This is a genomic window from Stackebrandtia soli (genome assembly GCF_965137155.1).
In the GTDB taxonomy this organism is placed as follows: domain Bacteria; phylum Actinomycetota; class Actinomycetes; order Mycobacteriales; family Micromonosporaceae; genus Stackebrandtia; species Stackebrandtia soli.
Genome location: NZ_CBCRZX010000057.1, coordinates 1 through 21166, shown reverse-complemented (window position 1 = coordinate 21166; position 21166 = coordinate 1). Strand labels below are relative to the sequence as shown.

Sequence of the window (21166 nt, the reverse complement as noted above, 5' to 3'; positions counted from 1 at the left end):
CCTCACACCGGCCAGTTTAGCCGCAAGATCACGCCTTGGCTGTCCGGTGCGACGTCTACCACCGGTGACGCTGCTCCTGGTTGTCGTCGTCTTCGTCACGATAACGGCGCCCGCCCCGGTTCGGAGGCGTCTGGTCGTACGGATCCCGCTGTGCCTGGTCACCGTACGGTTCGCGCTGCGGCGGGGGCTGGTCGTACCGCGAGTCGTAGCCGCCGCCCCAACCGCCCCGGTTCGGGTCCGGCGACGCGGGCGGATAACCGCGCGTGTCCCGCGAGTCGTATTCGTTCGGCTGGTTCGGCGGGCCGGACGCTGGGTAACGGTTCGTGTCCCGTCCGTCGTAATCGCCCGGGCCGGAGTCGAAACGCTGCGTCTGTCGCTGATCCCCGTACGACGGACCGAAGCCGCCACCGGACGTCGGGTTCGTCCCCTCGTACGACGGACCGAAGCCGCCGCCCGAGGTCGGGGTCGAACCGTACTGCGCGAGGTCGTCGTCCGCGATCAATGGGCCATTGTGGATCATTGTCGGGGCGTCCATGCCGGGGCGATGCCGCGCCGCGTCGTACACGCCCAGCTGGCCCGTCTGGGTCGCCGACGGCCGGTGCGTGGGAGGCAGATCCGGCAGCGGACGGTCGTCATCGTCGTTGTCGTCGTCCTTGCCCTTGCGGAACAGGAGCACGATCGCGACGATGCCGCCGATCACGAGCAGCGCGCCGAGGATGATCAGCAGCCACATGGTGACGCCGAAACCGCCCTCGTCCTTCGGCTTCTCCGCCTTCGGCTCCTCGCTGGGCTCGGCGGTCGGTTCGTCCTTCGCCGCCTTCTTCATACGGGCGTCGCCCTTGGCCTCCTTGCCAGCGACGGCCGTGAACTTCTTGACGTCCTCCCGGTAACCGTCCTTCGAGAACGTCACCTCGACCTCGCCCGCGGCGATCTCGCCGACGATGCGGTAGTTCCCGGCCGCGTCGGTCTGCGCCTCGGGGAGGGACGTGCCCTTGCTGTCCTTCGCGACGACCTTGACGCCTTCGATCGGCTCCTTCGAGGAGACGTCCGTGACGTTGCCGCTCAGGCCGGTCGCCGTCTGCTTCGACCCGACGATCGAGACCCCCGCGGAGCCGCTGCCCTGGTTCGGGGGCGACATCGTGACATCGATCGTGCCGCTGGCCGTCTGCCCCTCGGGCAGGGCGCTGCCCGCCTTCGGCGTCAAGACGACGTTGAACGTCTTGCTCGCGCCGCGATCGATGGTTCCACAGTTGACGGAGTTGCCCGCCGCACTGTCGCAGTTGCCCGCCTCGACCGTCATGTCGACGTGCTCGTTGACCCCCGTCAACGCGACCTGGCCGCCGGCCCCCTCGCTGGCCTGCAACAGGTCGGTGTTCTTCACGGTGACGGACACGCGAACCGCTTCGCCGCCGGTCGACAGGCTCGCCGAACCCGGATTGAACGTCACCTCGAGTCGAACCGGAGGCAGCGCCTGCGCGCTCGTCGCGACGAACCCGGCACCGCCGATGCCGAGCGCCGCCGCCATCACCGTGCCGAGAACGCGCCGACCCCACCGGGACCGGGCGCGACCGGAGTATGTTGTTGTCACTGTCACCGCTCCTCGGGCAATACGTGTGCCGGCTTTTGGGCGCACCAAGGCGCACCAATTCCCACGGTCACTATGCCCTGCTTTGGCAACCCGATGCTAGTCCGGGGGGCCCGGCGCGGTGATTCGTTACCCGAACGTCTCCACATCCTCGACCGACTCGCCCGTCCACGGACGCCGAACGACGTCACTCGAATCCCGGACGACGACCCTTGCCGCACCCGTCCCATCCTGTCGGGGGCGCCGCATACAGTGCTGTTCCGTGGAGAACTCGACGAACACCACCGTGATCGAAGCCGCGTTCGCCGCGCTCGACACCCCCGAAGGACCGTCGCGCGCGCTGCAGCGCGACGCCGTTCGGGCGCTCGTGGCCAGACTCGCCGAGATCGCCCCGGGGAAGACCGTCGAGGTGCGGATACCGCCGTTCGCGGCCGTCCAGATCATCGCCGGTCCTCGACACACGCGCGGGACGCCGCCCAACGTCGTCGAGTGCGATCCGTTGACGTTCCTCGAACTCGCGGCCGGTCGGCTCGACTTCGCCGAGGCCGTCGCCACCGGCGCCGTCCACGCCAGCGGTACCCGAGCCGACCTGACCGACCTACTCCCCTTGACGCCCTAGGACTTCCGCAGTCCGGTACCACCTCACCCCCGGCCGGGGTGCGTCTTGGTTGGTCGGTGGTTGTGTTTCGCGGCTTGGTGGGTCTTTCTTCCTGCCCGTGGTTCGNGTTGCGGNNCCGTNCGTCGCCCCACCAAGCCGAAGCTGGGGTGCCGTCCCGAGAGGTGCCCTTCGGGCGCTGGCCCTTCTCGTGCCATCACGAGCAGGCGATTCGTGGGTCGCCTCCTTGCTCGTTGATAGTGTTTGCGCCTACATGTAGTCTGGCAATATGTTGAATGTCTACCTATGGGTGTCTCGGGTCGGTGATGTCGCGTGACCGCCCTCGATCTGGCTCGATTGCAGTTCGCCACGACCACGGCGATCCACTGGCTGTTCGTGATGGTGACGCTCGGGCTCGTCGTGGCCGTCGTCATCCTGCAAACCCGCGCCTTCTTCACTAGGGACGCCGCGAAACGCGAACTGCTGTACCGGATGACCAGGTACTGGGGCCTGCTGTACGTCATCAACTACGCGGTCGGCATCGCCTCCGGCATCGTCATGGAGTTCCAGTTCGGCACGAACTGGAGCGGCCTCTCCCACCTCGTCGGCGACGTCTTCGGCGCGCCGCTGGCGGTCGAGACGCTCGTCGCCTTCGTGGCGGAGTCCACCTTCCTGGCACTGTGGATATTCGGCTGGGAGCGCCTGAACCGAGGCGTGCACCTCGCCCTGATCTGGCTCGTCGCGTTCACCGCGTACGCCTCGGCGTTCTGGGTGCTCGTCGCCAACGGCTTCATGCAGGATCCACGGGGCTACGAACTCGCCGATGGACGCGCGAACCTCACCGACGTCGGAGCGCTCATCGCCAATCCGAACGCGCTCATGGCCTTCCTGCACGTCATCGGCGCCGGTCTCGCCGCCGGTGGGGTGATCATCGTCGTCGTCAGTTCCGCGCACCTGTTTCGCAGGACCGCCGAGCGCGACTTCTACGTCCGTTCGTTCCGGCTCGGTTTCCTGCTGGGGCTGTTCGGCATGACGTGGGCCTTCGGCACCGGCTGGGCCCAGTACGGCGTCGTCACCGAGAACCAACCCGCGAAGACCATGGACGCGCTCAGCAATTCCACCAAGGCCGCCGAGGTCAACGCGTTGCTGACGGAGCGTTTCGGTGAGGGCGACTGGGTCGGCGGTCCCGGTCTGTTCGCGCTGTTCCTGGTCATGATGATGATCGCGGAGCTGGGGCAGCCGTTCATGTTCCTCATGTCCCCGCTCGTCTTCGGCAAGCTCTCCGCGCGGCTGTGGTGGGTGATGCCGTTGTTCTGGCTGGCGCTGCCGCTGCCGTTCGTCGCCGCCTTGAGCGGTTGGCTGTTCCGGGAACTGGGGCGCCAACCCTGGATCGTCTACGGCGTCCAACGCACCGCCGACGCGGTCAGCGATCACAGCGTCAGTACCATGTGGACGTCCTTTGTGGTGTTCACGGCGATCGGGTTGACGCTCCTCGTCACCAACTGGTGGCTCATCGCCCGCAACGCCGTCGCCGGGCCGAATCGACCGATCTTCACGTACGGCGGCGCCCTGCTCGGCCCAGACGCGGCCGTCTCCCCCTCGACTCTCGTAAAGGACGGTCCGTCATGACCGAGACCTTCGTCATCCTGCTCGGGCTCGTCTTCGCCGGGTACTTCGCGCTCGCCGGGTACGACTACGGCGTCGGTTCGCTGCTGACGGCCGTCGCCCGGACCGATGTCGAGCGGCGGTACGCGCTCGGCGCGCTCGGCCCGTTCTTCCTCGGCAACGAGGTCTGGCTCGTCGCGGGACTCGGCCTGCTGCTCGGCGCCTTCCCTCTCGCCGACGGGGTCCTCCTGTCCGGGTTGTATCCCATCCTGATCGGTCTCATCGGCGCGATCGTGGCGTTCACCGCGCTCGTGCAGTTGCGGTCGCGGTTGTCGGGGGCGAGACGCCTCGTCGACGGCGTCATCGTCGCGGCGGGCGTCCTCATCGGCATCGGGTGGGGTGCGGCGTTCGGGGCGTTGTTGCAGGGCCTGCCGGTGCGGATCGGGCCGCTGCCGATCCTGTTCGGGCTGCTGATGGTGGCGCTGTTCGTCCTCCACGGGGCGGTCCTGTTGGCGTCGCGCACCCATGGGGTGGTCGCCGAGCGCGCGCGTCGGATCGCGACGCGAATGGTCCATCCCGCCGTCGTTCTCGTCGTCGTGACGGGGCTCGCGGCCGCGCTCGACGGTGACGCGATCCGCAACCCGGTGTTCGCCGTCGCCGGAGCGGGCGTCCTCGCCGCGTCGGTCGGCGCCGCCGGGAGGGCCGTGCGGGCGGGACGCCTCGGGATCGGGCTGGTCGCGTCCGGGGCCGCGGCGGCGATGCCGGTGCTCATCGTCGGCGCCGCGACCGCGCCGTATCTCGTCGTCCATTCCGGAGGAGAGTCGGTGACCTTCGCCGCGGCGATCGCGGGCGACGTGTCGCTGGCGTTCATGACGGCGGCGGTGGTGCCCCTCCTGCCGGTCCTCCTGGCCTTCCAGGCCGCGACGTGGTGGATCTGGCGCCGGGCGCCACGTCGACCCAACTTCTACTAGACGTAGAATCGCTGCTGTGCGTCCCATCGACCCGACCATGATGGCCCGGCTGCCACCGCTGCGCCGCTACCTGCGCGCGGCGGCCGTGGTCGCGATGATCGGAGCCGGGCTCATCGTCGCCCAGGCGGTCGTCCTGTCGGGCCTCCTCGCCGACCTCGTCGCCGGCACCGGCGACCTCGGCGCGGTCGGTTCGACCGCCGCCGTTCTCGCCGCGGTCATCGCGGGCCGGGCTGGCCTGTCCTGGGTCTCCGGCACGCTCGCCGCCCGCAGCGCCGCCGCCGTCAAGGCCCAGTTGCGTCGTGACGTGGTGGACGCGCTGGCCCACCGCGACCGGCGCGACTCGCGGGCCGACGCCGGTTCCACCGTCACCCTGCTCACGCGCGGCGTCGACGGCGTCGACGCCTATCTGACCGGCTATCTTCCGCAGCTGACGCTCGCGGCGTTCGTGCCGCTGACCGTGCTCGTCGTCTTCGCCTTCAACGACCTCGCCTCGCTCATCGTCGTCCTGCTCACGGTGCCGCTGATCCCGATCTTCGGCATCCTGATCGGTTGGCACACGCAGGCGAAGACCGATCGGCAGTGGCGGACGCTGTCGCGGCTCGGCGGCCACTTCCTCGACGTCGTGAGCGGACTGTCGACCCTGCGGGTCTTCGGGAGGGTCGCGGCGACCGCCGAGTCCGTCCGCCGCGTTGCCGACGACTACCGGCGCGCCACGGTGGAGACCTTGCGCGTCGCGTTCCTGTCCGCGCTGGTCCTGGAGCTCGTCGCGACGGTCTCCGTCGCGCTCATCGCCGTACCCGTCGGACTGCAACTGCTGGACGGGCAGCTCGACCTGCGCACGGCCTTCCTGATCCTGCTGCTCGCGCCCGAGGTGTACCTGCCGCTGCGCGCGATGGGCACCCAGTTCCACGCGGCGGGCGAAGGCCTGTCCGCGGTCACCGAAGCCTTCGCCGTCATCGACTTCAGCCGTACGCCCCACAGTGACAACACAGTGGACGAATCGGACGCGGACCGCGACGCGGCACCGGACCGAGACGTCATTCCCCGTCAGGAACCGCCGATGAGCAACCCCGAACACGCCATCGCCTTCACCGACGTCACCGTCGCCTACCCGGGCCGCGCCGAGCCCGCCCTCGACCGCGCGNGCGCCGNCGTCCGCCCCGGCGAGACCATCGCCCTCATCGGGCCGAGTGGAGCGGGCAAGACGACCCTGCTCAACCTCCTGCTCGGCTTCGCCCCACTGGCGTCGGGCTCGGTCACCTACGGCGGGGACAGCGTCACGTCCATCGACGCCGACCAATGGCTCAGGCGGATCGCATGGGTTCCGCAACGGCCGCACCTCTTCGCGATGACCGTCGCCGACAATGTGCGCCTGGGGCAACCCGACGCCGGCGACGCCGACGTCGCCGCCGCGCTCGACGCGGCCCGTGCCACCGAGTTCCTGGCCGAACTGCCCGACGGTCTCGACACCGCGCTCGGCGAATCCGGCCACGGCCTCTCGACCGGCCAGGCCCGCCGCATCGCCCTCGCCCGCGCGTTTCTGCGCCTGCGCGTCCTCGACTGCCCGATCGTGCTCCTCGACGAGCCGACGGCGAGCCTCGACGCCGCCTCCGAGGCCGCCGTGACCGCCGCGACAGGTGAACTCCTCAAGGGACGGACCGCGCTCGTCGTCGCGCACCGCGCCGCGATGCTCGACGGCGCCGACCGCGTCTGGCACGTCGAACGCGGCCGGATCAGCGAACGCGCGGTGGCGCGTCCTTCCCCTGCCGCGCAGTCGAAGTCCGTCACCTCGGCAGGTCGTACGGTGGTGACCCCGTGATCGAACTGCGGATGCTTCGGCTCATCTCCCCGCACCTGCCCCGCATCGCGCTCGCGGGGCTCATCGGCGCGGGAGCCGAACTGTCCGGCATCGCCCTCATCGCGACCGCCGCGTGGCTCCTCGCCACGGCCGCCTCGGCGCCACCGCTGACCGCCCTGTCCGTCGCGATCGTCGCCGTCCGCACCTTCGCGATCAGCCGGGGCGTCCTGCGTTATCTCGACCGACTCGTCGGTCACGACGCCGTGCTGCGGGCGCTCGCCGCGCTCCGTGGGCGCGTCTTCAGCGCGATCGCGCCGCTCGTGCCCGCCACCAGCCGTGTGTTCGGCGGGCCGGACCTGTTGAACCGCCTTGTCACCGACGTCGACGCGATCCAGGATCTCGTCCTCCGCGTCTTCACTCCGATCTGGACGGCCGTTGTCGTCGGCGCGGCCACCCTGACCTTCGTCGCCTTCTTCTCGCCGCCGGCCGCCGCCGTCGCCGCCTGCGGACTACTCCTCGCCGGAGTCGCCCTGCCCGTCGTCGCGTCCCGGACCGCCGACCGCGCCGCCCGCGACACCGCCGTCCACCGCGGCGCGTTGGCCGCCTCCGCCGTCGACCTCGTGCGCGGTGAACGCGACCTCGCCGCCTACGGCGCCACCGAAATCGCCGCCCAACGCGCCTCCGCCGACGCGGACGCCCTCGCCGACGCCGAACGTCGCGGCGCAGCCTCCGCCACCGTCACGACCGCGCTCGGCACGCTCGTCGCGGGCGTCACCGTCATCGCCGTCGCGTTGACCGCGCCCGACCTCGGCGTCATGACCGCGGTTCTCGCGCTGACCGTCCTCGTCGCGTTCGAGTCCGTCGCGGTGCTCCCCGCCGCCGCGAAACGACTCGTCGACATCCGCGCCAGCGCCCGTCGCCTCGTCGACATCCTCGACCTGCCGCCCACCGTCCCCGATCCGGCCGAGCCGTTGCCCCTGCCGACCGACCCGACCCTGCGCCTGCGCGGCGCCCGGCCCGCGATCGGTGGGCGCGTCGACGCCGGGGCGACCGTCGACCTCGACCTGCCGCCCGGCCGTCGCGTCGCGATCGTCGGCCCCAGCGGCGGCGGCAAGACGATGCTCCTGTCGATGCTCACCCGTTTCGTCCCCATCGGATCCGGCACGGTGACCCTCGGCGGAGTCGACATGGACCGGCTCACCGGGGACGACGTGCGCACCGTCATCGGCGGCATGACCGCCGACGCACACGTCTTCGCCGTGACGATCCGCGACAACCTCCGCGTCGCCGCCCCCGAAGCCGACGACGACCGGCTCGCCGCCGCGCTCGCCGCCGCCGGTCTGCCCGACTGGGCCGATCGACTCGACCTGTGGCCCGGCGACGACGGCGCGGAACTGTCCGGCGGTCAACGGCAGCGCCTCCTCCTCGCCCGCGCGCTCCTCGCCGACCACGCCGTCCTCGTCCTCGACGAACCCACCGAGCATCTCGACGACGCCACCGCCGACGCCGTGACCCGGGACCTGCTCGCCGCCACGGAGGGCCGGTCCCTGCTGCTCGTCACGCACCGCCTGCGGGGACTCGACCAACTCGACGAGATCGTCGTCCTCGACGACGGCCGCGTCGTCGAACGGGGCACGCACGATCAACTCATGGATCGCGGCGGCTACTACCACCAGGCACAACCACAATCGACCATAGACAGGACAGGCTCAGCCATATGACCGCCGTTCGCGCTCCAGGGCGTGTACCCCGTTCTCCGCTGCGTGCGCCCCGGGCGACGCTTCGCGGCATTGTCGGTTCCCCCACGTGCGACCCCGGTGGGCAGGACGGTCTTCGCCCTGCTCCGCGTCCACGCGGAACCCGTTCGTCACGGGGGAGGTTCTCCCAACTCGCCCTGGTCGTCACGCTCGCCGCCGCGTTCGCGGTGCTGTTCGGGCCCGCCCCCGCGTGGGCGCACGCGCAACTGCTGTCATCCGACCCGGCCGACGGCGCCGCGCTCGACGACGCGCCCGACACCATCACGCTCACGTTCTCCGAAGAGCTCGACCCGGCGTCGACGCAGTTGGCCGTCGTCATCCCGGGGGGCGACACGCTGATCCTCGATCCGGCCATATTCGACGGTGATGAGGTGACGCAGGCGGTCACGCTGCCGGTGGCGGGGGAGTACACGGTCTCGTATCGGCTCGTCTCCGTCGACGGGCACCCGGTCGAAGGCACGCTTCAGTTCAGTGTCGCGAGCGTTCCGCCGGGCAATGCCGACGCGCCCCGATCCCCCGCGCCGGGGGCGACGAGTGCCGGGCCGGACGCGGCCGACGACGGTGACGGCCCGCACTGGGTCTGGTACCTCGTCGGCGCGGCGGTCCTCGGCGGTGTCGTCGTCGCAGTCGTGGTCATGTCGGGCCGTCGCCCTCCCCGTCCGTGACCGTGTCGTCCGTCGCCGAATCGCACGGCTGCTATATCCCGAACCGTTGCGAGGCCGAGGTTCCGACCGCGCTACGGAGGTGACCGTCGCGTCGTCGCGCGGTCGGTTCTAGCGGTGAAGCGCGTGGGCAGCCGCCCGCGCGATGTCGTCGGCGAGGCGCCGCTTCGTTCGTGTCGTCGTGATGTGCATCGTCGTCACGAGGACTCGGAGCGCGCTGGTGTCGTCCTCTGCGGGCGCCAGCGTCATCGCCACCAGAGTCGGCGACCGATACAAAGTGGACGCGCTGACTCGGAACAGGCGGGGGATCTCCGAGACGTCGGCGTCGGGGCACACCGTGATGACGGCGGGGGCCAGGGTCGGCCACACCGTGTCGACCGGCGCTGATAGTCGATAGTGGAACTCTGCGGGCATGGTCCTCCTTCGCGGTGGCCCGCATCCTATGCGCCGTGGTCGACCGTCGGAGTCGGTTCGGACCGTGGCACCGCGCCGCGCCCTCGGAGGACGCGGACGTCGGTCGGCCGCCCGCCGATTCCGGTCTCCACGTCCCGAGCGGGGGAGATCGTTTGCCGCATCCGGGTAAAGTGCCTGCTACCCCGCAAAACGTCGAACCCCTGTAAGGACAGTCATGACGTACCCACCCCAGGGCGGCTACCCCGACCCGAACCAGCAGCCGCAGTCCGGTTGGCCGACGTCCCCTGATGGCGGGCAACAGCCGGGTATGGCTCCGCACCAGCAGCCCACCGACGTGTTCGGTGACCACAGTGGTGGTACGCCCGGCATGACGCCTCCCGGTGGCGGGTACGGCCCGCCCCCGCAGGTGGACGGCTTCCTTCCGCCGGAGCCGCCGAAGAAGAAGTCGAACGCGGGCGTGCTCGTCGGCCTGCTCGCCTTCGTGATCGTCGTCGCGACCGGTGTGACGCTGTACTTCATGGGCGTCTTCGACCCGGCCTCCAAGAACGACGAGGCCAAGGAACCCACGACGGTCACGAGTGACGAACCGTCCGGTGACGAGACGAAGGACGACTCGGCGGATGAATCGCAGGAGGGCAAGCCCACCGCGACCGTCGAGGACTACTACACGGCCGCCAAGGCCCACGACCAGGACGGTCTCGTCGCGACGATGTGCGCGTCGACGTACGCCGAGTACGAGGAGACCGGCATGACCGACGAGCAGTGGCAGCAGATGTGGGACGCGGTCGACCAGACCGAGTACGAGATCACCGGCGAGACGATCGCCGAGGACGGCACCTCCGCCGAGGTCACCGTCAACCAGACCGCCAACGGTTCGACCAAGGAAGTGACGGCGCAGCTCGTCCTCGAAGAGGACGCGTGGAAGATCTGCACCTTCGCGTGNCGCCGNACCCACCCGGTGGCACAATCGTGGCCATGCCACGAGACGTCAGCCGCCCCGCGACCCCGATCGACTGCCCCTGTGGGGGAGGCCGATACGTCGACTGTTGCGGCCCGTTCCACGCGGGCGCTGCGGCCCCGACCGCCGAAGCCCTGATGCGTTCCCGATACAGCGCATTCGCGGTGGGCGACGCGGCCTATCTCACGGCGACGTGGCACCCGGATCATCGTCCCGACGAGCTCGACCTCGCCGACGGCAAGCGTTGGACGCGGTTGGAGATCCTCGACACCGGGGACGGTTCGCCGTTCCACCGCACGGGGACGGTGACGTTCCGGGCGGCCTTCCGTCACCGGGGCGAGGACTACCGCTTCGAGGAGAAGAGCCGCTTCGAGCGGGTCGACGGTTCGTGGGTCTATGTGGACGCCGAGTTCGTGCGCTGACTGACGGGTACTCGATTCGGTTATCGTCCGAATGGGCGAAACATCATCAACTGAACGGCCGAGGATATTCAGCGTTCCCTCACTCTGTGTAGTTGATTCGGGGGTGGGTGATCGTTGTGGTTTTGTTTCATCGACCAGCGCAAAACGGGCCATCACCCGCTGCCTCCGAGTGACCGGGGCGACCCCACCGCCCGCTTCGCCGTCACTGTCCGTGATGGACATCGACGATCATCGTTGCTAGGGTCCATCGTGTTCGAGGGTGCCCCCCGATCGGTTTGCCCGGTTCAGCCCCGCCGAACACCGCGATTCCATATGGAAATACGAGAAAGGCGTGGACGATGAGTGTTGTCGAAACCTGGGTGCTCGCGTTCGACGCGTCCTGCGGGACGTGCCGCGAAGTGTCGGAAGTCGTGCTCAACGCGTGCGACGGGCGGCTCGAGGTGCTGCCGTTGTCCCGCCCCGACGTGGAGGAGTGGCGACGCAGGGCCCTCGGCGAAGATCCCGAGTGGACCCCCACTCTGCTGCGGGTGTCCGAGGGGAACGTGACCGCGTGGACGGGCGCCGGAATGGCCCTGCCCCTGACGCGACGACTGGGCGTCAAGGCCTCCGTGCGTGTCCTTCAGGCCCTTGGAAAGCTCCGTGATGACGTCCGCAATCCCTTGGCGGACAGCGATGGCGGCACGGCTCGCCGCCGCTTCCTCCAGCTCGGCGCCGGTCTCGCCGTCGCGGGAGGCATCGTCCTCGCTGGACGGACGCCGGCGTTCGCCGACGACCGGTGCGTGGCCGCCCGCGAATGGGTCCAGGCGAACCTGGACCGCCTGCCGACGACCTACGCCGACCTGACGCGCTACCAGATGGACTACCGTCGCGCGATCTTCTCCGAGCTCACCCCCGACGTCCAGAGCGCGCTGTGGGTCGAGCACCTGAACCTCTACCGCGCCGGGCACCCCACCATGACGCCGGAACAGGACGCCCTGATGGACCGCTTCATCGAGGTCGCCCGCGACACGACGACGTTCAGCGCGACGGAGCCCTCGGCGGCCGTCAGCGAACTGCGCGACCTGGCGATCGAGGCGTTCGGCAAGGACGAGGCCGCCGCCATCCTCGCCAACCTCGGCCCGGCACTGTCGACGGGGATCGCCTCGGACGTGACGCCCAACGCCGCCTGCACCTGCAGCTACTTCTCCGACTACTGCGCGAGCGGCCGGTACTGCACGAAGCGGTACAAGACCTGCTCGGACACGTCCTCCGGCTGCGGCTCGTACTGGGTCTACGCGTGCAACGGCCTGTGCTGCTCCAGTTCGACGAACTGCATCTGACGAAAGGCCCGACAGGGATCCGAACACCACGATGGCCATACTGGACTGATCAGTCCAGTATGGCCATCGTGGTGTGTCAGGCGCAGGGATCGACGCCGGGCTGGCCGGGCCGGGTGATGCCCCGGTCGTCCAGGATCCGCTCGAGCAGGGCGGGCCTGGCGGGCATGAGCGCGTCGGCGCACGCGTCCACGAGTTCGTTGTACGTCGCCTCGTCGTCGGGCGCGGTGCCGGAGAACCAGATGTGGACCGCGTAGCCGTCGGCGTGCGCGCGGGCGATGAACTTCGGCGTCGCGATCTTGACCCAACCGTTGAGCGTCACGGGAATCTGCAACGCGACGGTGCCGTCGATCGGCTTGGCGCCGGTGAAGAAGTACGCCGCGATGCCCGCGGTTCCGGGCGCGAGCCCGATCTGTGGGGCGAGACCGTGGAACTCGGAGACGGCGAGGTCGTTGAACGACGACACGATCACGTCGGTCCGACCGGACGCGTTCAGGAAGTCCGCCAACAGACGTGCCGTGCGCAGGAACGACGCGACGTCGAGGGTGCCGCTGCCCTTGATCTCGATGTTGATCGGGGTGAAGGGGAACCGCTCGAAGACCTCGGCGAGCGCCGGGGCCGCGAAGTCGTCGGCGGTGTGACCGTCGGGCGGTGCGACGTCGCCGGTGCGGACGCCGCGCAGGGTGTACGCGTCTTCGGGCTGGTCGGGGTCCGTGCCGACGTCGGGAACGAAGTTGTACGCGGCGTCGAGTGTCTGGATCTCGGCGAGGGTCAGGTCCTCGACCTTCCCGGTCCCGTCGGTCGTCTCGTCAACGGTCGCGTTGTGGATGACGACGAGCTGCTCGTCGACTGTGGAGTGTACGTCAAGCTCGATCATGTCCGACCCGAGCGCCACGGCGCGTTCGAAGGCGTACATGGTGTTCGTCGGCGCCTCCATCTCGCCGCCGGAGTGCGCCATGTTCATGACGCGCTGGTCGAGCCATGGATTGGTCGCATTCGTGGTGTTGTCGGCGTGCGCGGGGGCGGCGCTGATCGACGCCAGCGCGGTGGCGGCCACGCCGACCGAGAGCAGGTGTCTATATCGCACGGTGGCACCTCTTTTCCGGCGCGGTTGGCGAACGGCGCCGAGTTGAATTGACATCTTTCGATGTCGTCATCGTAACGATCCGGAAGCGAGGCCGAGGTGCCGAAACGACGAACGGCCGGGCCCGCTCGTCTTCGTGCCGGACGTCGACTCGCGCCACCCCTTGCGCACGAGGTGGATCGGCGAATATCAGTCCATCTTCGATGAACGGGCGAAGGCGTCCGTGGCGGCGACGACCGCCGCGTCCATGTTGTCGCCCGCACAGTGCCCGCCCCCGCCGATGGCGTCGAGTCGCCCGGCGGGCCAGGCCCGGTCCACCTCCCACGGTGTCCGCAACGGCCCCTGCAGATCGAGGGCCCCGTGCACGATGACCCCGGGGATGTCCTTAATGAGATCCATGTTGGATAGAATCGGCCGGTCGTCCAGCCACGCGCCGTGCCTCCAGTAGTGGGTGACGGTGCGAGCGAAGCCATAGCGAAAACGAGGATCGGCGAACCGGGGGTTCGGCTTGAACTCGTCTCCCATCTGGACGATCGCCTCCTCCCAGTCGCACCAGCGCCGCGCGGCCGCCTCGCGCACCACCGGATCCGGGTCCTCCAGCAGCACGTTGTACGCCGCCGACAGATCCCCGTCGCGCAGTTTCTCCGGCGCACCGTCGCGGAACCGCTCCCACGCCTCAGGGAAGAAACGACCGAGGCCACGCGTCATCCACTCCACTTCGGAGCGGCGATTCGTGCCGGCACCGAAGAGGACGATCTCGCTCACCGCGTCGGGATGCCGCTGCGCGTAGGTCAGCGCCAGGGCCGAACCCCACGACGCCCCGAACACCAACCACGCCTCGACGTCGAACAGCTTCCGAAGTCGTTCGATGTCGGCGACGACGTGGTCCGTCGTGTTCACCGACATGTCGGTCTCGTAGTCGGCCGCGCTCGGGGTCGACTCCCCGGCGCCCCGCTGATCGAAGAGCAGGATCCGGTACTTCGCGGGGTCGAACATGCGCGCGTACCAGGGAGCGGCGCCGCTGCCTGGGCCGCCGTGCAGGGCGACGGCGGGTTTGCCGTCCGGGTTGCCGTGCAGCCGCCAGGCGATCGTGTTGCCGTCTCCGACGTCGAGAGCGCCCTGGTCGTACGGTTCGGATGGGGGATACATGTCCATGAATTGCCTCCAGTCGTGTTAGCGCTAATACAATAGCGCTTATACTTCTGAGATGACAGCGACCTCACCCCTCACTCTCACGGGCACCCGCCTTCGCGACCTCTTCGAACGTCTCGACGGGGCCGTCGCCGAGTACTACGCCGAGCTCGGCCTGGCGGGTTTCAAACCCCGGTACACGCCGGTGGCCCGTGTCCTGCGGGAGCTCGGGCCGAGCCCGATCCGCGCTATCGCCGACGCCCTCGACGTCACCCATTCGGCGATCAGCCAGACCGTCGCGCGGATGGCGGACGACGGGCTCGTCACGCTCGAACCCGGCGCGGACGGCCGTCAACGCGTCGTCCACGCGACCGATCGGCTCAGGGGCTTCCACACCGTGATGGACGCCGAGTGGGCCGCGACCGTGGCCGCCATGGGCGAACTGGAGGCGGAGCTGTCGCATCCGCTCACCGCGTTGCTGATGGAGGTCGAGCGTGCGTTGGACCGCCGCCCCTTCGCCGACCGGATTCGCGACGCCGCCGCGCGCTGAACACCCCGCCCGGCGCGCCTCGTCCGCCGCCCCAGGGGCCTGCGGCACACTGGTCCGATGGCGTTTGTCGAGGTGGCGCGACTGTTCGTCGATCCGAAGAGGGCACGCGTCTATGAACATGGTTGGCAGAGTTGGAGCCCGACCACGGCCTATCCGGCCACGTCGACGTCGCATCGGCCCGTCGCCGCGCACTCCCTGACCCAGAACTATCGGCCGGGTCGCCCCGCCCCAGCCGAGGGTTTCCAAGGCGAGGGTCTGCTCGTCGTCGACTCCGGCGACGGCCGCGTCGTGTCCTTTGAGGCCGGATCGCCGGTGTCCGTGCCGTCGATCCGCGCCCGCCTGGACGGAGACGTGCTCATCGTGAGCGCCGACGACCTCGTCCGTTCCCAGGGCGCCGACGACATGGCGTCGGCCCTGACGGACTTCGGCGACCGGTTCGCCGCGACCTGCGGCGTCGAGTACATTCGGCAGCCGCCGACGGCGTGGTGCTCGTGGTACCAGTACTACCGGCGGGTCACCGTCGACGACGTCCATCGCAACGTCGACGCGATCGGTGAGGCGGACCTGCCCGTCGACGTGATCCAGATCGACGACGGTTGGCAGTCGGCCGTCGGGGACTGGCTCAGTCCTTCGGAGCGGTTCGGCTCACTGAGCCGTATCGCGGAGCGCATTCGCGAGTCGGGCCGTCGCCCCGGAATCTGGGTCGCGCCGTTTCTGGCGAGCGCCACCAGCGAACTCGCCCGACGACACCCCGAGTGGTTGTACCCGGATCGCGCCGGGCACAACTGGGGCGGGGACACCTTCGGCGTCAATCCGGACGCCGCCGCCGACCATCTGGCGACGGTCTTCACGATGCTGCGCGACGCGGGTTTCGACTACTTCAAACTCGACTTCCTGTACGCGGGCGCGCTCGACTCGCTCACGGACTATCGGTCGGGGCTCGCCGCGATCCGCGACGTCGTCGGGGCGGACGCCTACCTCCTCGGCTGCGGTGCGCCGATCCTCGGCAGCGTCGGCCTGGTCGACGCGATGCGCGTCGGCCCGGACATCGCGCCCTCCTATGAACCGCCCGGTGGCGACCTGAGCCAGCCGTCGCAGGCGGGTGCCATCCTCAACACGCGGGGCCGAGCGTGGCAGCACGGTCGGTTCTGGGTCAATGATCCGGACTGTCTCATCGCGCGTCCCGGTGTGGAACGACGCGCGGAGTGGGCGGCGACGGTCGAGGCCTTCGGCGGCCTGCGGTCCATATCGGATGGAATCGACGAGCTGGACGAGTGGGGCCTCACCACGACCCGTCGTCTACTGGCCGACGTACCCGCGCCGCTGCCGTTCGACGAGCTGCTCGCCTGAGCCGCGCGGTCGTACCGGTGTCACGTCCGGTCGGTCGGCGGCGAGTCGTCGGCCCGCGGTTCGTCGGGCCGGTCGACGTCCGCCTCCGCCTCCTGATTTGAGGCCTCCTTTTTGGAGGCGTCCAGGGCGGCGCCGAACGCCACCCCCAGGGACAGCCCGAGTCCCGCGCCGAGCGCGATGTTGTCGAACACGGTCAGGCCCAAGGCGGCGCCGAACGCCAGGCCGAGGGACAGTCCGAGCGCGAGGTAGTTCGTCTCGGAGTCCGGCTCTGCTTTCGTCTGCTCCGTCTCGGCGTCGTGGTCCGCGTCCGCCTCGGGAGTCTCAGCGTCGGGTTCTGACGTGGGGTGGGCGTCGTCACCGTTGGGGGTGTCGGTCATGGCCTCATGATGCCAGCAGGCGTCATCCCGGTCGATTCGACGAGCGTCCGCGGTCATTGGTCGCGGTCCCGACATGGGCTATTGTGTTGGATCATGTTGGGTGTTGATGATTTCCTGGGTCGGGGTCGGCCAGTGGTGTCGGGGGCGATGCATTACTTCCGAACCCTGCCCGAGCAGTGGCCCCACCGGCTCGGCCTGCTCGCCGCGATGGGCGCGAACTGCGTCGAGACCTATGTGCCGTGGAATCTGCACGAGCGTCGACGTGGGCACCACGACTTCACCGGGATCGCCGACCTCGAACGGTTTCTGACCAATGCTGCCGACGCGGGGCTCGCGGCGATCGTTCGACCCGGACCGTACATCTGCGCCGAGTGGGAGAACGGCGGCCTCCCCGCGTGGCTTCGGGCCGCCGACGCGACGGCGCCGCTCCGGTGCGAGGATCCCGACTATCTGGCCGCCGTCGACGCGTGGTTCGCGGTGCTGTTGCCACGGATCGCCCGGCATCAGGTCGATCGCGGCGGCAACGTCATCGCCGTCCAGATCGAGAACGAGTACGGCTCCTACGGCAGCGACGAGGGATACCTGCGGCACCTGACCGGGGTGACCCGCGCACACGACATCACCGTTCCGTTGTTCACATCGGACGGACCCGAGCCGTCGATGTTGACGGGCGGAACGATCGACGGGGTCATGGCCACCGTCAACTTCGGTTCCCAACCGGCCGAGGCCTTCGCGGCGCTCGAACGGCGCAGGCCCGACGATCACCCGTGGTGCATGGAGTACTGGAACGGGTGGTTCGACCACTGGGGCGAGCCGCATCACGTGCGGGACGCGGCCGACGCCGCCTCCACACTGGACGAGATGTTGTCGTCGGGGGCGTCGGTCAACATCTACATGGCGGTCGGCGGCACCAACTTCGGGTGCTGGTCCGGCGCCAATCACGACGGAGCCTTCCAGCCGACGGTCACGTCCTACGACTACGACGCCCCGATCAGCGAACACGGCGTTCCCACCGAGAAGTACCACCGGTATCGCGACGTCATCGCCGGACACCTGCCGATCGTCTCGGAGCTCCCCGAGCCGACGCCGGTGCTCCCGGCGTCCACCGTGGAGCTCGGGGAGTCGGTGGCGCTGGCGGACTGGGCCGCGACCTTGACGCCTTCCACCGGTCCGATGCCGTCGTCATTCGAGGAACTGGGCGTCGACAACGGGCTCGTCTGGTACCGGCACCGTTTGCGCGGGCCCAGGGAGGCTCGCCCCCTAACCGTGGACGGGTTGGCGGACCGAGCGCTCGTGATGCTGGACGGACGCCCCATCGCGACACTGGAACGGGACGGTGTGACGGCCGTCGACATCGGAGTCGACGGTCCCGAAGCCACACTGGACATCGTGGTGGAGTCGATGGGCCGGGTCAACTACGGCCCGCTGCTCGGCGAGCGCAAGGGGGTCGCGGCCGTTCGCCATCGGTTGCAGACGCTGCACGGCTGGGAGTGCACGCCCCTGCCCTTGGACGACATCGCGGGCGTTCCGTGGGGATCGACGAGCGCCGCCGCGGGTCCGAGATTCCACCGTGGAGTATTCGATGTGGACGCGGTGGGGGACGCGTTCGTCGCGCTGCCGGGCTGGACGAAGGGCTACGTGTGGGTCAACGGCTTCTGTCTCGGCCGATACTGGGACCGCGGCCCGCAGTCGACGTTGTACCTGCCTTGGCCGCTGCTTCGACGGGGAGCCAACGACATCGTGGTACTCGAACTCGACGGCACGACCTCGACGTCGATCGACATCCGACCGACGCCCGAACTCGGGCCGACCAGCGCCGCCCCGGCGATCTAGTCGTCCGCAATGGATGAAGTACGAAGTCCGGCGCGCGCGTCCGGTCACGCGACGCGCTGACGGCGCTTTCTGTTGCGGCTGTACCAGATGAGGCCGCCGACGAGGGCCGCGCCGATGCTGACGCCGACGACGGTGGCGGGGACGGCGGGCTTCGTTCGCAGCGCCTGGAGCCGCCGGCGCAACGAGATCGGGTGCCGGAATTCCATAATGGGCCATTCCCGCTCGGTCGCGGTCTTGCGGAGCGCCCGGTCGGGGTTCACGGCGGTCGGATGCCCGACCGTCTCCAGCATCGGCAGGTCGCTCACCGAATCCGAGTACGCGTAGCAGTCGGCCAGGTCGTAGCCCCGTTCGGCGGCGAGCTCCGTGATCGCCTCCGACTTCGCGGGGCCGGCGGCGAAGAACGCGACCTCACCGGTGTATCGACCGTCCTCGATAACCATGCGGGTGGCGATGACGTCCTCGATGCCGAGCAGTGCGCCGATCGGCCGAACCATCTCGTCGCCCGAGGCGGACACCAGTACCACGTCCCGGCCCGCGTCCCGATGCTCGGCGATGAGGTCGACGGCCTCGGCATAGATGTACGGGTCGATCAACTCTCCGAGCGTCTCTGCGACGATCTGGCTGACCTGCTCCACCTCCCAGCCGCGGCACAGCTGGGCGAGGTAGTCACGGGTGCGCGCCATCTGATCGTCGTCGGCCCCGGCGATCAGGTAGGCCAGTTGGGTGTACGCGGCCTTGAGCACCTCGCGGCGCCCCATGAGACCACCGTGATACAGCGGACGCCCGAATGCCAGCGCACTCGATTTGGCGATCACCGTCTTGTCCAGGTCGAAGAACGCCGCGCCGGTCGGTTTGCGAAGGCTCATATCACCTGAGTCTAGAGGTTGTCCCGTTGCCTCAAGTCGAGCGAGGTGAGACTGTGAGCGGCGGGGACTCGTCCGAATACCGGGGTTGCCCGTGGGAGTCGACGCTTCCCGGGGCGTTCACGGTCCGCACCGACGGACCAGCCTCCCGAGGTCGCCGGACGCCGTCTCAGCTAGTGCGGGGCGAGGTCGTCTCCGGTGCCGTGCGATCGAGGTCGACGGCACCCGATCGCAGGACCGGCGGCTTCGTCGTTCCGTGCCGTGGCGGGGTCGAGTCCCCGGGTGGCGGCCCGTGAATCTAGATCGCTACCGTCCGTGGTACTTGTCGCAGGCCATGGACGAAGTGGGTTTATTCGGGCATGCTTGTCATTCGTACGGATGTGGCGCTTTTCCTCCCTTCGGCGCCAAGCCGACATGACCTCAGCGGTTGCCTCCCCCCCCGTGGCCGCTGGGCGGGTCCAGCTCATTCATCCCCCCCCGGAGCTGGGCCCCACACGGCCCCTGGGTTTGAGTTAATCCAGGGGCCGTCTTCGTCGCCTCGCGCTTTGTCGCCTCGTGAAGCGCTACGACAGTGCGTCGGCCGCCGCGGGGTCACAGTCGCGCAGAAACTGGGCGCACCGAGCGGCTTCGTCCGCCTCGCCGATCTCGGACGCCATCACGCTGAGCCGGTGCAGTGCCTTCAGGAAGCCCCGATTCGGCTTGTGCGACCAGGGGACGGGGCCGTGGCCCTTCCATCCGCTGCCGCGCAACTGATCCAGGCCACGGTGGTAGCCGGTGCGAGCGAACGCGTAGGCGGCCAGGTCGTCGCCGTTCGCGGCGGCGGCCTTCGCGAGCTTCGCCCATGGTGCGCAGAACTTGGGGTAGCGCCGTGCCGCCTCGGCGGGACCGTGCTCGACGAGGAAGGCCAACTGTTCCGCGTCATCGGGGAGCAGGGTGGGGGGTGGTTGCGGCAGCAGACTGCGGGTGGGCATGTGAGGGAACCTCCTTGACCGAACCGTTATGTGGCGCCAGTGTGCCAGGCGCGTCGTTGTGTCAAAAAACCGACACCCGCCGAACGCGATCAGGTCTCACCTCGACGCGAACCGACACGCCGCGAGAAGTCCACCGTGTCAGTGCGGCGGTCCGGGGCTCCGAAGCCGTTGGGGCCCAAGCCACCACGCACGGACGGGAACGACGAACGCGCCGGTACCGTGGTCCGATGCCTTTCGAAGCGTATCGTCACGCCTTCATCGCTGCCGCCGCCGCCAAGCTGTCCGAGGCCACCGGCTCCCCGTGGACCCTCGACGGCCTGACCGTCCGTGGAAACGGAACCGTCGCGCTCGTTCTCGCCGAGAACCACACCGACGCCTACAACCACTTCGACCCGCACTTCGTGTTGAACGTCGACCGACCCGAGGACACGACCGTCGTCGACTGCACCGCCGGATTCGGGGAGACACCGGAGCAGGTCGCGAAGACCGCGGTCGACGGCTGGTGGTCGACCACTGGGACGGCCGTGCTGGAACTCCTCGTGCAGAACGGGGAGTTCGGCACGCACCTGGCCGACGGCGACTCGGCCGGCGTACCGGGCTGGCACGTCATCCATGGCGGGATCGTCGGCCTGTTCGACGCCGGGGAACTCCAGGCCTGGACCGCGAACGGCGATGTGCTGGCGCGCATCGCCCCCGCCCTCGACGGCGCAATACCCCGCGACCACCTCGTAGGAGTCAAGCTCTTCTTCGGTTCGAGGAAGGGCGGGGAGACCAGCGAAGTCCGCGTCAACGGCGTCCGCAACGTCGAGGCGTCCCAGGCGCTCGCGGCCCTCGACTGGCCACGCAGCGCCGACGGCACCGCGTACTGCCGGACCTTCGCCCTCCTGGTGGGACGAACCCCAAGCGGGGAATAGGGTCCCGCCG

The 21166-nt window shown here is 69.3% G+C and carries 19 protein-coding genes and 2 pseudogenes; 14 read left to right on the top strand and 7 right to left on the bottom strand.

Annotated elements, in window-relative coordinates; all coding sequences use genetic code 11:
* Positions 1-55: 55 nt before the first annotated feature.
* Positions 56-1588 carry a carboxypeptidase-like regulatory domain-containing protein gene (locus tag ACM9NP_RS21700; RefSeq protein WP_415648606.1) on the bottom strand — a complete coding sequence of 511 codons (1533 nt, stop codon included), beginning with the start codon at positions 1586-1588 and terminating at the stop codon, positions 56-58.
* A 259-nt stretch (positions 1589-1847) separates the two neighbouring features.
* On the opposite strand from ACM9NP_RS21700, the gene ACM9NP_RS21695 reads away from it, so the two are divergent.
* From ACM9NP_RS21695 to ACM9NP_RS21665, 7 genes and pseudogenes are all read left to right on the top strand, one after another.
* Positions 1848-2204: a sterol carrier family protein gene (locus ACM9NP_RS21695; protein WP_415648605.1), complete on the top strand. Its 357-nt coding sequence runs from the start codon at positions 1848-1850 to the stop codon at positions 2202-2204.
* A 309-nt stretch (positions 2205-2513) separates the two neighbouring features.
* Positions 2514-3809: a cytochrome ubiquinol oxidase subunit I gene (locus tag ACM9NP_RS21690; protein WP_415648604.1), complete on the top strand. Its 1296-nt coding sequence runs from the start codon at positions 2514-2516 to the stop codon at positions 3807-3809.
* Positions 3806-4756: a cytochrome d ubiquinol oxidase subunit II gene (locus tag ACM9NP_RS21685; protein ID WP_415648603.1), complete on the top strand. Its 951-nt coding sequence runs from the start codon at positions 3806-3808 to the stop codon at positions 4754-4756. Before ACM9NP_RS21690 ends, ACM9NP_RS21685 begins: the two co-directional genes overlap by 4 nt.
* A 37-nt stretch (positions 4757-4793) precedes the next feature.
* Positions 4794-5900, top strand: a pseudogene (locus tag ACM9NP_RS21680) (ABC transporter transmembrane domain-containing protein); the annotation flags it as partial.
* Between the two features lie 8 nt (positions 5901-5908).
* A partial coding sequence (locus ACM9NP_RS21675) for an ATP-binding cassette domain-containing protein (protein ID WP_415648602.1) occupies positions 5909-6575 on the top strand: 667 nt, incomplete at its 5' end.
* Positions 6572-8275 (top strand): thiol reductant ABC exporter subunit CydC, encoded by a 1704-nt coding sequence (gene cydC, locus ACM9NP_RS21670; RefSeq protein WP_415648601.1) that lies wholly within the window; start codon positions 6572-6574, stop codon positions 8273-8275. The genes ACM9NP_RS21675 and cydC, both read left to right, overlap by 4 nt.
* Entirely contained in the window at positions 8272-8976 is a 705-nt protein-coding gene (locus ACM9NP_RS21665) for a copper resistance CopC family protein (RefSeq protein ID WP_415648600.1), read from the top strand. The genes cydC and ACM9NP_RS21665 overlap by 4 nt, the downstream gene beginning before the upstream one ends.
* A 108-nt stretch (positions 8977-9084) precedes the next feature.
* Here the strand turns inward: ACM9NP_RS21665 and ACM9NP_RS21660 are convergent, their stop codons facing one another.
* On the bottom strand, positions 9085-9387 hold the full coding sequence (locus ACM9NP_RS21660; RefSeq protein WP_415648599.1) for a hypothetical protein: 303 nt from the start codon (positions 9385-9387) through the stop codon (positions 9085-9087).
* Positions 9388-9601: 214 nt separating this feature from the next.
* Between ACM9NP_RS21660 and ACM9NP_RS23980 the strand changes: the two are divergent.
* The 3 genes and pseudogenes from ACM9NP_RS23980 to ACM9NP_RS21650 all read left to right on the top strand — a co-directional run.
* Positions 9602-10329: pseudogene (locus ACM9NP_RS23980) on the top strand (Rv0361 family membrane protein); the annotation flags it as partial.
* Between the two features lie 33 nt (positions 10330-10362).
* Entirely contained in the window at positions 10363-10767 is a 405-nt protein-coding gene (locus ACM9NP_RS21655; protein WP_415648598.1) for a YchJ family protein, read from the top strand.
* A 338-nt stretch (positions 10768-11105) separates the two neighbouring features.
* A complete protein-coding gene (locus ACM9NP_RS21650; protein WP_415648597.1) occupies positions 11106-12086 on the top strand; it encodes a bacteriocin fulvocin C-related protein in 981 nt (326 codons plus the stop codon).
* A 76-nt stretch (positions 12087-12162) separates the two neighbouring features.
* Here the strand turns inward: ACM9NP_RS21650 and ACM9NP_RS21645 are convergent, their stop codons facing one another.
* Together ACM9NP_RS21645 and pip are read right to left on the bottom strand one after the other, a co-directional pair.
* On the bottom strand, positions 12163-13170 hold the full coding sequence (locus ACM9NP_RS21645) for a glycerophosphodiester phosphodiesterase family protein (RefSeq protein ID WP_415648596.1): 1008 nt from the start codon (positions 13168-13170) through the stop codon (positions 12163-12165).
* A gap of 186 nt (positions 13171-13356) precedes the next feature.
* Positions 13357-14316: a prolyl aminopeptidase gene (gene pip / locus ACM9NP_RS21640; RefSeq protein ID WP_415648613.1), complete on the bottom strand. Its 960-nt coding sequence runs from the start codon at positions 14314-14316 to the stop codon at positions 13357-13359.
* A 58-nt stretch (positions 14317-14374) separates the two neighbouring features.
* Between pip and ACM9NP_RS21635 the strand changes: the two genes are divergently transcribed.
* Both ACM9NP_RS21635 and ACM9NP_RS21630 read left to right on the top strand, forming a co-directional pair.
* Positions 14375-14848: a MarR family transcriptional regulator gene (locus tag ACM9NP_RS21635; RefSeq protein ID WP_415648595.1), complete on the top strand. Its 474-nt coding sequence runs from the start codon at positions 14375-14377 to the stop codon at positions 14846-14848.
* A gap of 57 nt (positions 14849-14905) precedes the next feature.
* Complete coding sequence (locus ACM9NP_RS21630) at positions 14906-16198, top strand: glycoside hydrolase family 36 protein (protein ID WP_415648594.1); 1293 nt, start codon at positions 14906-14908, stop codon at positions 16196-16198.
* A gap of 20 nt (positions 16199-16218) precedes the next feature.
* On the opposite strand, the gene ACM9NP_RS21625 is transcribed toward ACM9NP_RS21630, so the two are convergent.
* On the bottom strand, positions 16219-16575 hold the full coding sequence (locus tag ACM9NP_RS21625; protein WP_415648593.1) for a hypothetical protein: 357 nt from the start codon (positions 16573-16575) through the stop codon (positions 16219-16221).
* 93 nt (positions 16576-16668) lie between these two features.
* Here ACM9NP_RS21625 and ACM9NP_RS21620 point away from each other — a divergent pair, with 93 nt between their 5' ends.
* The gene (locus ACM9NP_RS21620; RefSeq protein ID WP_415648592.1) at positions 16669-18408 is read left to right on the top strand and encodes a glycoside hydrolase family 35 protein; all 1740 of its coding nucleotides are present in this window, start codon (positions 16669-16671) and stop codon (positions 18406-18408) included.
* Positions 18409-18452: 44 nt separating this feature from the next.
* On the opposite strand, the gene ACM9NP_RS21615 is transcribed toward ACM9NP_RS21620, so the two are convergent.
* Together ACM9NP_RS21615 and ACM9NP_RS21610 are read right to left on the bottom strand one after the other, a co-directional pair.
* A complete protein-coding gene (locus ACM9NP_RS21615; RefSeq protein ID WP_415648591.1) occupies positions 18453-19274 on the bottom strand; it encodes an HAD family hydrolase in 822 nt (273 codons plus the stop codon).
* A 560-nt stretch (positions 19275-19834) separates the two neighbouring features.
* Positions 19835-20242 carry a DUF3151 domain-containing protein gene (locus ACM9NP_RS21610; RefSeq protein ID WP_415648590.1) on the bottom strand — a complete coding sequence of 136 codons (408 nt, stop codon included), beginning with the start codon at positions 20240-20242 and terminating at the stop codon, positions 19835-19837.
* A 227-nt stretch (positions 20243-20469) separates the two neighbouring features.
* Here ACM9NP_RS21610 and ACM9NP_RS21605 point away from each other — a divergent pair, with 227 nt between their 5' ends.
* Positions 20470-21156 carry a DUF6348 family protein gene (locus ACM9NP_RS21605; protein WP_415648589.1) on the top strand — a complete coding sequence of 229 codons (687 nt, stop codon included), beginning with the start codon at positions 20470-20472 and terminating at the stop codon, positions 21154-21156.
* The last annotated feature ends 10 nt before the right edge of the window (positions 21157-21166 follow it).